This window comes from Yersinia rohdei ATCC 43380, from assembly GCF_000173775.1.
Lineage (GTDB): Bacteria > Pseudomonadota > Gammaproteobacteria > Enterobacterales > Enterobacteriaceae > Yersinia > Yersinia rohdei.
Map to the genome: position 1 here is coordinate 19,063 of NZ_ACCD01000038.1, position 14,525 is coordinate 33,587.

A 14,525-nucleotide genomic window follows, 5' to 3' on the forward strand; every position below is an offset into this window, starting at 1 on the left:
TCGGGAGCGGTTTTTTTTTGCCGAAACTAAAGTGGGCTGCGGCCCAAATGGTTATCCCAATCTTTCCACACGGGTTGTAACCCCGCCAGTATCAGTGCCTGAGCCACCTGTTCTGGGGTACGATTATCATGAGGTGCAAACTGCTCCAGTTCTGGATGGTCATCGGCATAGCCACCCGGCTGAGTTTTTGAACCCGCACTGACATTATTAATCGCCAGCGGAATGACATTATCGCGAAAGAAAGGAGATTCACGGGTAGAGAGTGACAGTTCTACCTCAGGGGCGAAGAGGCGAAAAGCGCAAATTAACTGCAACAACTGCGGCTCACTCATGAGCGAAGCGGGCGCAATCCCCCCGGCGCAGGGCCGTAACCGTGGGAATGAAATAGAATAACGGCTTTGCCAGTAAGTTTGTTGCAGGTAAAACAAATGCTCTGCCAGCATATAACAATCAGTACGCCAACTGTTAGACAAGCCAATCAGGGCACCTAACCCTATTTTGTCTATCCCGGCTCGGCCCAATCTCTCTGGGGTTGCCAGCCGCCAGTGAAAATCCTGTTTTTGCCCGCGCAGATGATGTTGTTGATAAGTCGCCGGATGATAGGTTTCTTGATACACCATCACGCCATCTAATCCCAGAGTTTTGAGTTCCGCATACTCCTCTTCTGCTAATGGTTGAACCTCCATCATCAGCGAGCTGAATTGGCTGCGGATGATAGGTAAATGTTCTCTAAAGTAATCCATGCCCACTTTGGTCTGATGTTCGCCAGTCACCAGTAATAAGTGTGCAAAACCCAGGGCTTTAATGGCTTCACACTCACGGATAATTTCAGCCTTATTCAGGGTTTTCCGCTTGATACGATTGCTCATTGAGAAGCCGCAATAAGTACAATCATTGGCACACAGATTAGAAAGATACAGTGGCACATAAAAACTGACGGTATTACCGAAACGCTGGCGTGTCAGTTGTTGTGCTTTCTGCGCCATGGGTTCCAAATACGCCAGTGCCGCCGGTGAAAGCAATGCCATCAAGTTATCGCGCGTGGGTTTCGTGGCATTAATGGCCTGTTCAACCTCTGCGGCGGTTTTACTGTTGATGCGCAGTGAAATATCATCCCAATCCAATTGCTGCCAGCGCTGACTGAAACTTTCAGACATGATGTTGTTCCTCCAACTGGCTGAGAAAACCGGTCAGTGGGCTGGTGGCGCTGGCTTGCTGTTGGCGCGGGCCGAGCCCTGCCTGGCGCGCTAATTCACCTGATTCCACTGCCAACCGAAATGCATGGGCCATCTGTACCGGTGAGTGGGCGACAGCCATTGCGGTATTCACCAAAACAGCATCAGCGCCCAGCTCTATTGCTTCCAAAGCATGGCTTGGCGCGCCGATCCCGGCATCAATCACTACCGGGACATTTGCTTGCTCAATAATGATTTGCAGAAAATCCCGAGTTAGCAGTCCCAAATTTGAACCAATTGGCGCACCTAGCGGCATTACGGCAGCACAGCCAACTTCTTCCAGCCGTTTGCATAGCACCGGATCAGCCCCGCAGTAAGGCAAGACCACAAAACCTTCTTTCACCAGTATGGCGGCGGCTTTTAGGGTTTCTATTGGGTCTGGGAGCAAATACTTCACATCTGGGTGAATTTCCAATTTCACCCAATGGGTGCCCAGAGCCTCTCGCGCCAGACGTGCGGCGAAAACAGCTTCTTCGGCCGTTTTTGCTCCAGAAGTATTGGGCAACAGGCGAATACCCAGCTGTTGCAAGGGGGCCAAAATGGCATCGTTGCCGGTTTTTAAATCAACCCGCTTCATGGCCATCGTCACCAGTTGTGAACCGGAAGCGCGCAGAGCATCCAGCATCAGTGCTGGCGTGGAGAATTTACCGGTTCCGGTAAATAGGCGGGAAGTAAAAGTGGTATCGGCTATCTTTAGCATGTCAGCCCCCGGCAATAGCTTGGAACAGCAGAATGTTATCTCCCGCGTGTAACTGGTGTTTTTCCCAGTCAAGGCGGGGGATGATGACCTGATTCACCGCCAGAGCTGTCCCCGGCTGGTGCTGGTTTAGCTGATTGAGCAATTGCTCAGCAGTGATATTATTTGCAACCTCTAAGGGCTGGTCATTCAACCTGATGTGCATCGAGTTAGTGGTCACTTATTACCTCCACAAACCGGGCAATTTACCGCGCGCGTCAGTTGCAGAGTGCTCCAGCTTTGTTGCTTCCCATCGAATAACCGCAGTTTTCCGCTTAATGCGGCGGGAAGCCCGGACAACATTTTAATGGCTTCCAACGCCTGCAAGGTGCCGATAACCCCCACGACTGGCCCCAGTACACCCGCAGTACGGCAGTTGCGTTGCGGCAAATCTTTGTCTGGATAGAGACAGGCATAGCAACCTTGAGAGTAGGGCGGTTCCAGCACTAGCAACTGCCCACTGAAACCCACGGCGCTGCCGCTGATTAACGATTTTTGTGCTTGGATACAAGCCGCGTTCACCTGATGGCGTGTTTCCATGTTGTCACTGCAATCGAGTACCAAATCCACTTTGGCCACGGTATCCAGCAATTCTTGCCCCGCCAGTCGTGTCTCAAAGGCAATAACTTCAATCAAGGGATTGAGATTTTGCAGCTGGAGTTGCGCTAACCGGGCCTTATTTTGGCTGATATCTGTGGTGCGATATAGAATTTGGCGCTGCAAGTTGGTCAGCTCTAAGGGGTCATCGTCAGCTAATAGCAGTTGACCAACACCGGCGGCGGCCAGATAAAGTGCGGCAGGGGAGCCAAGGCCACCCAGCCCGACAATCAGCACTCGGGCATTTTTTAGCTGCAATTGACCTGCCGGGCCAATATCTTCCAGCAGCAACTGGCGGCTGTAGCGCAAAAATTCATCGTCACTCAGTTCATGCTTGTTGAGCATCAGTCCGCTCCTTGCCCTCAATCAGCTGTAATAATTGCGCAGTGGCCTGCTGCCAATCATCAGCCTGAGTGATGGCGCTCACCACCGCCACACTGCCGACGCCGGTTGCCAATACCGCCGGAACGCGCTCAAGACTGATACCACCGATAGCAACAGTGGGATATTCCGGCGTGTTGTCGACCATTTGTTTGAGGATTGCCAGCCCCTGTGGGGATGATGGCATCTGTTTGGTTTGGGTGGGGAAGATATGCCCCATTGCGATGTAAGACGGTCGAACCGCTTTGGCAATGGCCAGTTCATGCTCATCATGAGTGGAGACTCCCAGCCGCAATCCGGCCTGCTGAATGGCAGCTAAATCAGTCGTTTCCAAGTCTTCCTGCCCCAAATGCACACCATAAGCGCCATGTTTAATCGCCAGCCGCCAGTAATCATTGATGAATAAGCGCGCCTGATAACGTTTGCCCAACTCAATGGCTGCGGCAATATCTTGTTCCACCTGAGCATCATCTAAATCCTTAATACGCAGTTGGATGGTGGTCACTCCCACAGATAACAGCCGCTCAATCCACAGCAAGGAATCGACCACGGGATATAGTCCAAGATGCTGTTTTGTCTCAGGAAAACCTTTCTCAGCCGAAAATGGCGTGCGATTAGATGGGGTCATTATTTTTCTCCGTTTTCAGATTTGAGGGGCTGTGGTACAGCTCGCTGCCACGAGAGCGGAACTCCGCTGACATTTGTTCCATGCCGGATTGCTGATGTTGCCGCGCGGGTTGGATCTGGATTGACTGGGCTGATGTTGCTGCCAATTCTGGCTTTGCTGCCAGTGCTTGATTAGCAGCCAGTTCTTGATTAGCAGCATAGTCGCGCACTTCCTGCGAGATTTTCATCGAACAGAATTTCGGGCCACACATTGAGCAAAAATGAGCCACTTTGCCAGATTCCTGCGGCAGGGTTTCATCGTGATAGGCGCGGGCGGTTTCTGGATCGAGTGCCAGATTGAATTGATCTTCCCAACGGAATTCAAAACGCGCCTTGGACATGGCATTGTCGCGAATCTGCGCGCCGGGGTGGCCTTTGGCCAAATCAGCGGCATGAGCTGCAATCTTATAAGTTATAAGACCTTGTTTTACATCTTCTTTATTAGGCAGGCCCAGGTGTTCTTTGGGGGTGACGTAGCACAACATGGCGCAGCCAAACCAGCCTATCATGGCCGCACCAATACCCGAGGTGAAATGATCGTAACCCGGCGCAATATCTGTCGTCAGTGGCCCCAAGGTATAAAATGGCGCTTCGTGGCAGTGCTCCAATTCTTCGGTCATATTGCGGCGGATCATCTGCATTGGCACATGGCCCGGGCCTTCGATCATCACCTGAACATCATATTCCCAGGCTATCTTGGTCAATTCCCCCAAGGTATGCAGCTCGGCGAATTGGGCTTCATCATTGGCATCTTGAATAGAACCTGGGCGCAGGCCGTCTCCCAGTGATAATGAAACATCATAGGCGGCGCAAATTTGGCAAATTTCACGGAAATGCTGATACAAGAAATTTTCCTGATGATGAGACAAACACCATTTCGCCATAATCGAACCGCCACGGGAGACAATACCGGTCAAGCGTTTGGCGGTCATCGGCACATAGCGCAGTAGCACTCCGGCATGAATAGTGAAGTAGTCGACGCCTTGCTCTGCCTGCTCTAAGAGTGTGTCGCGGAACATTTCCCAAGTCAGGTTTTCAGCCACGCCATTCACTTTTTCCAGCGCCTGATAGATAGGTACGGTGCCAATAGGCACTGGACTATTACGTAAAATCCACTCGCGCGTTTCGTGAATATAGCGGCCAGTGGATAAATCCATCACCGTATCCGCGCCCCAGCGGGTAGACCACACCAGCTTCTCTACTTCCTCTTCAATGGAGGAAGTCACTGCGGAGTTACCTATGTTGGCATTCACCTTCACCAGAAAGTTACGACCAATAATCATTGGCTCAGATTCGGGGTGGTTAATATTGACGGGGATAATTGCTCGGCCAGCGGCCACTTCCTGACGGACAAATTCTGGCGTGATGTTTTCCGGCAGATTGGCACCAAAGGCTTGCCCAGGATGCTGGTGGCGCAACACTTCGCCGCGAATTCGCTCACGGCCCATATTTTCTCGCAAGGCGATAAATTCCATTTCTGGCGTAATCATACCGGCTCTGGCGTAATGCAATTGGGTCACGCATTTGCCAGCAATGGCTTTTTTCGGGCGGGGGAGATGCTCAAAACGCAAATGATCCAAACCTTCGTCGGCCAGACGTTGCTGAGTAAACCCCGAGCTTGAGCAGCTCAGTGCCTCAGTATCCTGACGATCACTTATCCAGCTCGCGCGCAATTTAGGTAAACCGGCATGGACATCCAACTGGGCGCTAGGATCGCCATAAGCGCCGGAAGTGTCATACACCGGGATAGCTTCGTTATCTTCATAGCGGGGATCCTCTTTACTGCCGCCGATCATTGTGGGGCTGAGTTGGATCTCGCGCATTGGCACTTGAATATCGGGCCGCGAACCTTGCAGATAAATACGTTGAGAATTTGGGAAGGTAACCCCTTGTAGGGTATCAATAAACTGTTGCGCATTTTCGCGCACTTGCTTACGTGGTATTGCATTACGCGGACGTGAAGTGGTGTGATTATTAGACATAGCAAATTCCTACCATTCTGGTTTATAGGGAAAATTGCTTGTCTGGAGCTTGGCGGGAGTAACGATGTTAGCCAGTAACCAGCAGCCACCTGTAAGAGGGCTGCCAGATCTGTAGCGATAAATTACTCTTGTTCCCTTCGCGGGTACTAACCCGATCAGGTTCCGCGGATCCCGAATTAACGGTCTCAGCCTGCGTTTGCTTTGTTAAAAAGCAATGCTAGGCACTCCGACAAGAGCTTTGAGTATATGAGGTTATTTTAAAACTACAACCCCACCTGAATGATTGGCTTATTAAGTATCACAAATGTCAATTTGTCAGGCGGCTAACAAAGTTGATTGGCGGGGAAATGTGCCGAATGGGTCGTAGCCGCGTAAGCGGCCGGAGTGCCCAGAGGTGCAGCCGCCCCGGCTGACACGGAACTGAAGGTCATCAACCTTACAAATATCAATTTGTTTTTGTTTGTAAGTCAACTTGTTGAGCGGCTTGCCATGACTCCGCAGCCCATTGAATTAATTGATCTTCTAGCTTAAAACGAGCATCAAGAGACTCGCCGATATCAGATAACGCCTGTTGGAACTCGGTGCAGTTATCGTCATCAATCTCAATGTTGGTATAAGAATCATGGAATGCCATGATAGTTTGAGTATTATTTTGTAATGCAGGATAAAATTTGGTCGTCAATGTCATTTTGGGACTAGACGCCCCTTCTACCTGTTTGATAATTCTATCGTAGATTTGGAAATGCCCAGAAGAGAGATAATCCACCAGATTATGGCAAAAGTTCTCCAGCGCTTTTCCATTAAGCGGGGTATGCTTCTCTTTTTGCGGCTTAATACCGATCACGGCGCAATATGAGACTAACAGTTCTTTGCGTGCATGAAGCCATTGATCAATTAATTCATTACTGCCGCCAACGCGTTGAGTCAGGTTTTCCAGTCGGTTGAGCATGACGACTCCATGAGTAAGAAAAAATAAAAGTGGGTTACAAAAATGTAACAAGCCGGATTCTAGATTGCCAGTGAAGTCGAGGTTGTGCAACAACGATATGGAACTACAACTAACAGGTAAAGAAAGTGGCTGGTGGATTGTCAGCCATGAAAACAAATTATGGTTACCAAACGGGGAGTTACCACAAGGTAATGCCGCCAATTGGTCATTACAGGGCGCAACGGCCAGACAAATTGGCGAATGGCAAGGACAGGCCGTGTGGCTGATTCGTCAGCTCATGAACAGCGACATGGGATCGGTGCGACAGTTGCTGGAAGTGGATCGCAGCTTATTCCAACTGGCTGGACGAGGTGTTCAACTGGCGGAATTTTATCGCTCTCATCGTTTCTGCGGTTATTGCGGCCATCAAATGCATGCCAGCCGGACTGAATGGGCTTGCTTATGCAATCATTGCCGCGAGCGCTATTACCCGCAAATTGCCCCTTGTGTAATTGTGGCTATTCGGCGCGGTGATGAGATTTTATTGGCGCAACATGTTCGTCATCGTGGCGGTATTAACACAGTGCTGGCCGGTTTTGTCGAAGTGGGCGAGACGCTGGAACAGGCGGCAGCCCGCGAAGTGATGGAAGAAAGCAATATCAGAATTAAAAATCTGCGTTATGTCACTTCTCAGCCCTGGCCGTTCCCGCATTCGTTAATGATGGCATTTATGGCGGAATATGACAGCGGCGAGCTGCGCCATGATCCAAAAGAATTGCTCAACGCCAACTGGTATCGTTACGATCAACTGCCATTATTGCCGCCGCCGGGCACTGTCGCGCGTCGATTGATTGAAGATACTGTGGCGTTGTGTCGCAGTGAACAGGACAGCTAGATTTGGCATGCTACAATGCCGCCAGCTAATTAAGGGAGCTTCATCATGAATGAGTTGAAAAACGATCGCTATCTGCGTGCCTTATTACGCCAACCGGTAGATGTCACGCCAGTGTGGATGATGCGCCAGGCAGGCCGCTATTTGCCAGAATATAAAGCCACCCGTGCCATTGCTGGGGATTTTATGTCACTGTGCAAAAATGCGGAATTGGCCTGTGAAGTGACAATGCAGCCATTGCGTCGTTATCCGCTGGATGCGGCGATTCTGTTTTCAGATATTCTGACCATTCCTGATGCCATGGGGCTGGGGCTGTATTTTGAAACCGGCGAAGGCCCACGTTTCCACTCGCCAATTACTTGCCGGGCAGATGTTGAAAAACTCCCAGTGCCCGACCCAGAACAGGAATTGGGTTATGTCATGAATGCGGTGAGAACCATTCGCCGTGAGCTAGCGGGTGCAGTGCCATTAATTGGATTCTCCGGCAGCCCTTGGACACTGGCCACCTATATGGTTGAAGGCGGCAGTAGCAAAGCGTTCACCAAGCTGAAAAAAATGATGTATGCCGAGCCACAAACTCTGCATCTGTTGCTGGATAAACTGGCTGACAGCGTTATTTTGTATCTTAATGCCCAAATCAAAGCTGGCGCGCAATCTGTCATGATTTTTGATACCTGGGGTGGGGTGTTGACTGGGCGCGATTATGCTGAGTTCTCCTTGAATTACATGCATAAAATCGTTGATGGTTTGATTCGCGAAAATGACGGTCGCCGTGTGCCAGTCACCTTGTTCACCAAAGGTGGTGGGCAATGGTTAGAGGCGATGGCCGCCACGGGTTGTGATGCATTGGGGCTGGATTGGACCACGGATATTGCAGATGCTCGCCGCCGTGTGGGTGATAAAGTCGCTCTCCAGGGCAACATGGACCCTTCGGTGCTGTATGCAGCGCCGGCGCGGATTGAGCAAGAAGTCAGCACTATTTTGGCGAGTTTTGGTCAGGGCGAAGGGCATGTATTTAATCTGGGCCACGGTATTCATCAAGATGTCCCGCCAGAAAATGCCGGTGCTTTTGTTGATGCAGTGCACCAGTTATCCAAAGCCTACCATCAATAACGAGTGGATAATCAAGCTGATGGTTGATACTAAAGCGCTACGAGCTGAACAATTGCAACGGGCATCTGAAGTCATTCTTCATGATGATATTGCTAGTGGGGCTGTGCGCTTTATTGCCGGTGCAGATGTAGGTTTTGAGCAGCAGGGGGCAATTACCCGTGCTGCTATTGCAGTTTTACGTTATCCCTCTCTCGAATTAGTCGAATATCACATTGCCCGAGTAGTAACTTCATTGCCGTATATCCCCGGTTTACTTTCTTTTCGTGAATATCCTGCATTATTAGCGGCTTGGGATAAGCTACAGCAACGGCCCGATTTGGTCTTTGTCGATGGGCAGGGTATTGCGCATCCTCGCCGTTTAGGGGTTGCCAGCCATTTTGGCTTATTGGTTGATGTGCCGACCATTGGTGTTGCCAAAAGCCGCCTGTGTGGCCATTTTCAGCCATTAGGCAATGATAATGGCGCGCTACAGCCATTGGTTGAGGGAAATGAGCAGCTTGGTTGGGTGTGGCGCAGCAAGGCCCGCTGTAATCCGCTGTTTATTTCGCCGGGTCACCGGGTAAGTGTTGGCAGTGCGTTGGAATGGGTTCAACATTGTATGGCGGGTTACCGCTTGCCAGAACCAACACGCTGGGCAGATGCTATAGCCTCAAACCGTGCGCAATTCCAGCGTTGGATAGGGAAAAATCCTGATTTACTTGGCAAGCATAGGGATATGATTTAATTTCGGGTACACTGCCGCGCAGATAATGAATAATGAGAACTCATAATGATACGTAATCCGATTCATCTACGTCTCGAAAAGCTGGAAAGCTGGCAACATCTGACTTTCATGGCCTGCCTGTGCGAGCGGATGTATCCCAATTATCAGCAATTTTGTCTGGAAACCGAATTTGGCGATCCTGCAGTTTACCGACGTATTCTGGATCTTATCTGGGAAACATTGGTGGTAAAAGACGCCAAGGTCAATTTTGATAGCCAGTTAGAGAAGCTGGAAGAAGCTATTCCTTCTGCTGATGACTATGCTATCTACGGTGTTTACCCTGCTATTGATGCGTGTATTGCCCTAAGTGAAGCGATTCATTCGCGTTTGAGTGGTGAAACACTGGAACATGCTATCGCTATCAGTGAAGCATCAATTCGCACAGTTGCGATGCTGGAAATGACATTAGCCGGCAAAGAAATGACCGATGAAGAACTGAAAATCTTGCCCGCGGTTGAAGAAGAGTGGGATATCCAATGGGAGATTTTCCGTCTATTAGCTGACTGCGAAGAGCGCGACTTAGAGCTGATCAAAGGGTTACGATCTGACCTACGAGAAGCCGCAGTGAGTAACATTGGCATAAATTTAACGCAATAACACAAGAAAACGTGATTTAACGCCTGATTTGTCACGTCTTAAGGCTTCACATCTGCCCCCTGTCTGTTCTACATTTGGGGGGCGAAAAAAAGTGGCTATCGGTGCGTGTATGCAGGAGAGTGCTGTCATTTGGCATATCCGTCGCACTCGATGCTTTGCAAACGATAAACACACTGTAAGGATAACTTATGAATAAGACTCAACTGATTGACGTAATCGCGGACAAAGCGGACCTTTCTAAAGCACAAGCAAAGGCTGCTTTGGAATCCACACTGGCTGCAATTACCGAATCTCTGAAAGACGGTGATCCAGTACAATTGGTTGGTTTCGGTACTTTTAAAGTAAACCATCGTAATGAGCGCACTGGCCGCAACCCACAGACTGGTAAAGAAATCAAAATTGCTGCAGCTAATGTGCCAGCGTTTGTTTCTGGTAAAGCACTGAAAGATTCTGTTAAATCTTAATAGTGTGTCAGTGAAAATAATAAGCAGGGGGGTGGCAAAGCCCCTTTTGTTTATGCAGCGGGTGCTGATGACCCTCGGTTTAGCCCTTGGTCTCAGCGCCTGTGGCAGCCAGTCCGACTCCCCTCAGTTCAGTGCCAGCGGATATATTGCCGATAGCGGTGTAGTTCGTTTATGGCGTCAGGATAATGCACAACAGCAGCCACAAGTGCTGATGAGCGTCTATAGCCCCTATTCCGGGGATAATACCCGTGTGACCTTCTACGAATATCAGAATGGTTTGTTACGTGAAATCCGGCGCAATGATTTGGGGCCTAACCCGCAAAGTGTCGAATTACGTTTTGATGAGCAAGGTCAGATAAGCTTTATGCAACGCCAATTGGCAACACGGCGTGAGCCACTTTCTGCGGATAATATTGCGGTTTATCAATTAGAAGCCAAGCGTATCCTGGAGCTAAGCAGCGCATTGCGCGCCGGAAACATCAAGTTAATTCAGGGGCGCTGGCAGAATGGGATAGTGACGACCTGTGCCGGGAAGACACTACGGCTGGGTGTTGATGATAATTCACAGCAGTGGTTAAGCAAGCGCGGCGCGAATAGTGCCGAACCCTTGGGGGTGGCATGGTTGGATTCATCAGAAGGACAGCAATTGCTGTTAGTGGCTAATCAGGATTTCTGCCACTGGGAGCCGACGGCGGGCAGTTTATAGCTGGGATAGTTTGTAACCGAGAATAGTTTATATCTGCGCAGCTTGGATAAAAGATAGCGGGCTGGTTGGATAAATGGGGCACAGCGAACTGCACCCCTGGTAACTCATCAGTTTTTATTTGCCACGTGCAATAGCCCGATAGCCAATGTCTTTACGGTAGAAAGCCCCTTCCCACTGAATATTCTCAGCAAGTTCATATGCACGTTGCTGTGCCTGAGCAACACTCTCCCCGAGCGCCGTGACACATAACACCCGACCCCCGCTGGTCACGACGTTATTATTGCTGTCGAGGCGAGTTCCCGCGTGGAAGACTTTTCCATCCGCCGCTTCCTGCTGCGGTAATCCATAAATAACATCGCCCTGGCGATAATCCGCCGGATAGCCGCCCGCCGCGAACACCACACCCAGAGCAGGGCGTTCATCCCAGTCAGAGGTTTTCTCATCTAATTTGCCTTGAGTACCGGCTAAACACAGCTCGACTAAATCGGAACGCAGCCGCAACATGATGGGCTGAGTCTCGGGATCACCAAAGCGGCAGTTAAATTCAATCACTTTGAGTTGCCCATCGGTAGAAATCATCAAACCGGCATACAGGAAACCGGTGTAGACATTGCCTTCCGCAGCCATGCCACGCACCGTTGGCCAGATGATTTGGTCCATTACGCGCTGGTGGATTTCATCGGTGACCACGGGTGCCGGAGAATAAGCGCCCATGCCGCCAGTATTCGGGCCGGTATCACCATCGCCGACTCGTTTATGATCCTGGCTGGTGGCCATCGGCAACACGTTTTCGCCATCCACCATCACGATAAAGCTGGCTTCTTCGCCATCAAGGAACTCTTCCACCACAATGCGGTGGCCCGCATCACCAAAGGCATTGCCCGCCAGCATGTCATGGACGGCTGTTTCTGCCTCTTCCAATGTCATGGCGACAATCACCCCTTTACCGGCGGCCAGCCCATCAGCTTTAATCACTATGGGCGCACCAATCTTGCGCACATAGGCCAGCGCGGGTTCGATTTCGGTAAAGTTCTGGTAGAAGGCGGTAGGAATATTGTGGCGAGCCAAAAAGTCTTTCGTGAAGGCTTTAGAGCCTTCCAACTGTGCGGCGGCCTGTGTGGGGCCAAAGATAGCCAGGCCCGCAGCACGGAAAGCATCAACCACGCCAATCACCAGTGGAGCTTCTGGGCCAACAATAGTCAGGCCAATATCGTGACTTTGAGCGAAGGCCAGTAAACCGGCGATGTCCATTACTCCGATATCGACATTTTCCAGCCGTGGTTCCAAGGCCGTACCGGCATTGCCCGGTGCGACATAGATTTTGTCTGCCAAAGGTGACTGCGCTGCTTTCCAGCCCAGAGCATGCTCGCGACCACCATTACCAATAATCAAAATATTCATCGGGATGACTCCGTGAAGGTGCACGCCAAAGCGCACACCTTTATAGGGTTAGAAAGACGATTAATGACGGAAATGGCGCATGTCGGTGAAAATCATCGCAATACCATGTTCATCAGCGGCAGCAATGACTTCGTCATCACGGATGGAACCGCCTGGCTGGATAACACAGGTAATTCCCACGGCCGCCGCAGCATCAATACCGTCACGGAAGGGGAAGAAGGCATCGGATGCCATCGCGGAGCCGGCAACCTGCAAACCTTCGTCGGCCGCTTTGATACCCGCAATCTTGGCGGAATACACGCGGCTCATTTGGCCGGCACCTATCCCAATGGTCATATTATCGCGGGCGTAGACGATGGCGTTAGATTTCACGAACTTCGCTACTTTCCAGCAGAACAGCGCATCACGCAGCTCTTGTGCCGTTGGCTGGCGTTGGGACACCACGCGCAGGTCGGCTTCTGTCACCATACCTAAGTCGCGATCCTGAACCAGCAATCCACCGTTAACGCGTTTGAAGTCCAGGCCGGCAGAACGTGCTTGCCACTGACCACAAGTCAGAACGCGAACATTTTGTTTGGCGGCCAATAACGCCAGTGCCTCGGCGCTGACGGCTGGGGCGATAATCACTTCGACAAACTGGCGGCTGATGATGGCTTGTGCGGTTTCGGCATCCAGCTCGCGGTTAAAGGCAATAATGCCGCCGAAAGCAGAGGTGGGGTCAGTTTTATAGGCTTTGTCGTAAGCTGCCAGCAGTGAATCAGCAATAGCCACGCCACAGGGATTGGCATGCTTGACGATAACGCAAGCGGGCTCATTGAATTCCTTCACACATTCCAGCGCGGCATCGGTGTCGGCGATATTGTTATAAGACAGTGCTTTGCCCTGTAGCTGCTGCGCAGTCGCCACTGATGCTTCTTTTACATCTTCTTCTATATAGAAGGCCGCTTGCTGGTGGCTGTTTTCACCGTAGCGCATATCTTGCTTCTTAATATAGTTAAGATTCAGCGTCCGTGGGAAGCGGCCTGCGGGTTGTTCTGTCTCGCCGTGGTAAGCCGGAACCATAGTGCCGAAGTAGTTGGCAATCATGCTGTCGTAGGCAGCGGTGTGCTCAAATGCCTTGATAGCCAGATTGAAACGGGTTGGGTAAGTCAGGGAGCCGTCATTGTTATCCAGCTCGGTGATGATTGCGGCGTAGTCGCTACTCTTGACCACGATAGCAACATCTTTATGGTTCTTGGCGGCAGAGCGCACCATAGTTGGGCCGCCGATATCGATATTCTCAACGGCATCTTCCAGTGAACAATCCGGGCGCGCGACGGTTTGGGCAAATGGATACAGATTCACGACGACCATATCGATTGGCTGAATATCATGTTCGGACATGATGCCATCGTCTTGACCGCGACGACCGAGAATACCGCCATGAATTTTTGGATGCAGGGTTTTAACACGGCCATCCATCATTTCCGGGAAACCGGTGTAATCAGAAACTTCGGTGACCGGCAAACCGGCATCAGCCAGCAGGCGTGCAGTACCGCCGGTGGAGAGTAACTCGATGCCACGCTGAGAAAGCGCTTCGGCGAATTCAATGATACCTGCTTTGTCAGACACACTAAGCAGAGCACGGCGGATTGGACGGCATTGTTGCATGGTTTTATCCCTTGGCTTTGGAATCGCAGTTTTTCATTCGCTATATAGAGCGTTACATGAATCTATACCTTGAACTTCTCTCTATATATAGAGGAACAGATTCAGATAACGTCCCAAAGGGGGCTTCCTGCCAATAATTAGTGCGCTTGCTAGCGCTGTAAACGCAATAACAGGGTTAATTTCAGTTCCATTGATACCTTTTAGCCAAAAATCGATCGGCAGAAACAGTATTTACCAAATACCGACATGCATTTTCGACGCGGGGAATTGTAGCGAAAACGATTGCGTGATGCTCGTCAATTTTCAGTTCAGATTACTTCTGTGGATAAGTTTGTGCACAACAGGGTATAAAGCGGGGTTTTGCTGTGGAATGCAGCAAACGATCATTTTAATTGAAATTAGCAGTTGCGGCCT

Annotated in this window: 15 protein-coding genes and 1 riboswitch; of the genes, 6 read left to right on the forward strand and 9 right to left on the reverse strand. The window is 50.5% G+C overall.

All coding sequences use genetic code 11. The features are described from left to right. Positions 1-26 precede the first annotated feature (26 nt). The 7 genes from thiH to YROHD0001_RS01640 form a co-directional block, all read right to left on the reverse strand. On the reverse strand, positions 27-1,157 hold the full coding sequence (gene thiH, locus YROHD0001_RS01670; RefSeq protein WP_032818164.1) for a 2-iminoacetate synthase ThiH: 1,131 nt from the start codon (positions 1,155-1,157) through the stop codon (positions 27-29). Next, positions 1,150-1,935, reverse strand: coding sequence for a thiazole synthase (locus YROHD0001_RS01665; RefSeq protein ID WP_004716481.1), 786 nt, complete (start codon positions 1,933-1,935; stop codon positions 1,150-1,152). Before YROHD0001_RS01665 ends, thiH begins: the two co-directional genes overlap by 8 nt. A gap of 1 nt (position 1,936) precedes the next feature. Further along, positions 1,937-2,137: a sulfur carrier protein ThiS gene (gene thiS / locus YROHD0001_RS01660; RefSeq protein ID WP_081452083.1), complete on the reverse strand. Its 201-nt coding sequence runs from the start codon at positions 2,135-2,137 to the stop codon at positions 1,937-1,939. A gap of 11 nt (positions 2,138-2,148) precedes the next feature. Further along, positions 2,149-2,913, reverse strand: a complete 765-nt coding sequence (locus tag YROHD0001_RS01655) for a HesA/MoeB/ThiF family protein (protein ID WP_032818168.1) — start codon at positions 2,911-2,913, stop codon at positions 2,149-2,151. Then, positions 2,897-3,577 (reverse strand): thiamine phosphate synthase, encoded by a 681-nt coding sequence (thiE, locus tag YROHD0001_RS01650; RefSeq protein WP_032818171.1) that lies wholly within the window; start codon positions 3,575-3,577, stop codon positions 2,897-2,899. The genes YROHD0001_RS01655 and thiE overlap by 17 nt, the downstream gene beginning before the upstream one ends. Beyond that, on the reverse strand, positions 3,564-5,597 hold the full coding sequence (gene thiC / locus YROHD0001_RS01645) for a phosphomethylpyrimidine synthase ThiC (protein WP_004716485.1): 2,034 nt from the start codon (positions 5,595-5,597) through the stop codon (positions 3,564-3,566). Before thiC ends, thiE begins: the two co-directional genes overlap by 14 nt. A gap of 115 nt (positions 5,598-5,712) precedes the next feature. Beyond that, positions 5,713-5,836: riboswitch (TPP riboswitch) on the reverse strand. A 206-nt stretch (positions 5,837-6,042) separates the two neighbouring features. Beyond that, a complete protein-coding gene (locus tag YROHD0001_RS01640) occupies positions 6,043-6,546 on the reverse strand; it encodes an Rsd/AlgQ family anti-sigma factor (RefSeq protein ID WP_004716486.1) in 504 nt (167 codons plus the stop codon). 97 nt (positions 6,547-6,643) lie between these two features. Here YROHD0001_RS01640 and nudC point away from each other — a divergent pair, with 97 nt between their 5' ends. From nudC to YROHD0001_RS01615, 6 genes are all read left to right on the forward strand, one after another. Beyond that, complete coding sequence (nudC, locus tag YROHD0001_RS01635) at positions 6,644-7,420, forward strand: NAD(+) diphosphatase (protein WP_004716487.1); 777 nt, start codon at positions 6,644-6,646, stop codon at positions 7,418-7,420. A 45-nt stretch (positions 7,421-7,465) separates the two neighbouring features. Continuing rightward, positions 7,466-8,530 carry a uroporphyrinogen decarboxylase gene (gene hemE, locus YROHD0001_RS01630; RefSeq protein ID WP_004716488.1) on the forward strand — a complete coding sequence of 355 codons (1,065 nt, stop codon included), beginning with the start codon at positions 7,466-7,468 and terminating at the stop codon, positions 8,528-8,530. A 19-nt stretch (positions 8,531-8,549) separates the two neighbouring features. Beyond that, positions 8,550-9,254 carry a deoxyribonuclease V gene (gene nfi, locus YROHD0001_RS01625; protein ID WP_004716489.1) on the forward strand — a complete coding sequence of 235 codons (705 nt, stop codon included), beginning with the start codon at positions 8,550-8,552 and terminating at the stop codon, positions 9,252-9,254. 45 nt (positions 9,255-9,299) lie between these two features. Next, a complete protein-coding gene (locus tag YROHD0001_RS01620) occupies positions 9,300-9,890 on the forward strand; it encodes a YjaG family protein (RefSeq protein WP_004716490.1) in 591 nt (196 codons plus the stop codon). 188 nt (positions 9,891-10,078) lie between these two features. After that, positions 10,079-10,354 carry a nucleoid-associated protein HU-alpha gene (gene hupA / locus YROHD0001_RS0118785; RefSeq protein ID WP_004876782.1) on the forward strand — a complete coding sequence of 92 codons (276 nt, stop codon included), beginning with the start codon at positions 10,079-10,081 and terminating at the stop codon, positions 10,352-10,354. Positions 10,355-10,406: 52 nt separating this feature from the next. After that, positions 10,407-11,060, forward strand: coding sequence for a DUF1481 domain-containing protein (locus tag YROHD0001_RS01615; protein WP_004716492.1), 654 nt, complete (start codon positions 10,407-10,409; stop codon positions 11,058-11,060). Between the two features lie 114 nt (positions 11,061-11,174). Here YROHD0001_RS01615 and purD read toward each other — a convergent pair whose 3' ends face one another. Next, complete coding sequence (purD, locus tag YROHD0001_RS01610) at positions 11,175-12,461, reverse strand: phosphoribosylamine--glycine ligase (protein ID WP_004716493.1); 1,287 nt, start codon at positions 12,459-12,461, stop codon at positions 11,175-11,177. A 60-nt stretch (positions 12,462-12,521) separates the two neighbouring features. Further along, a complete protein-coding gene (gene purH, locus YROHD0001_RS01605) occupies positions 12,522-14,111 on the reverse strand; it encodes a bifunctional phosphoribosylaminoimidazolecarboxamide formyltransferase/IMP cyclohydrolase (RefSeq protein ID WP_004716494.1) in 1,590 nt (529 codons plus the stop codon). Between the last annotated feature and the right edge of the window lie 414 nt (positions 14,112-14,525).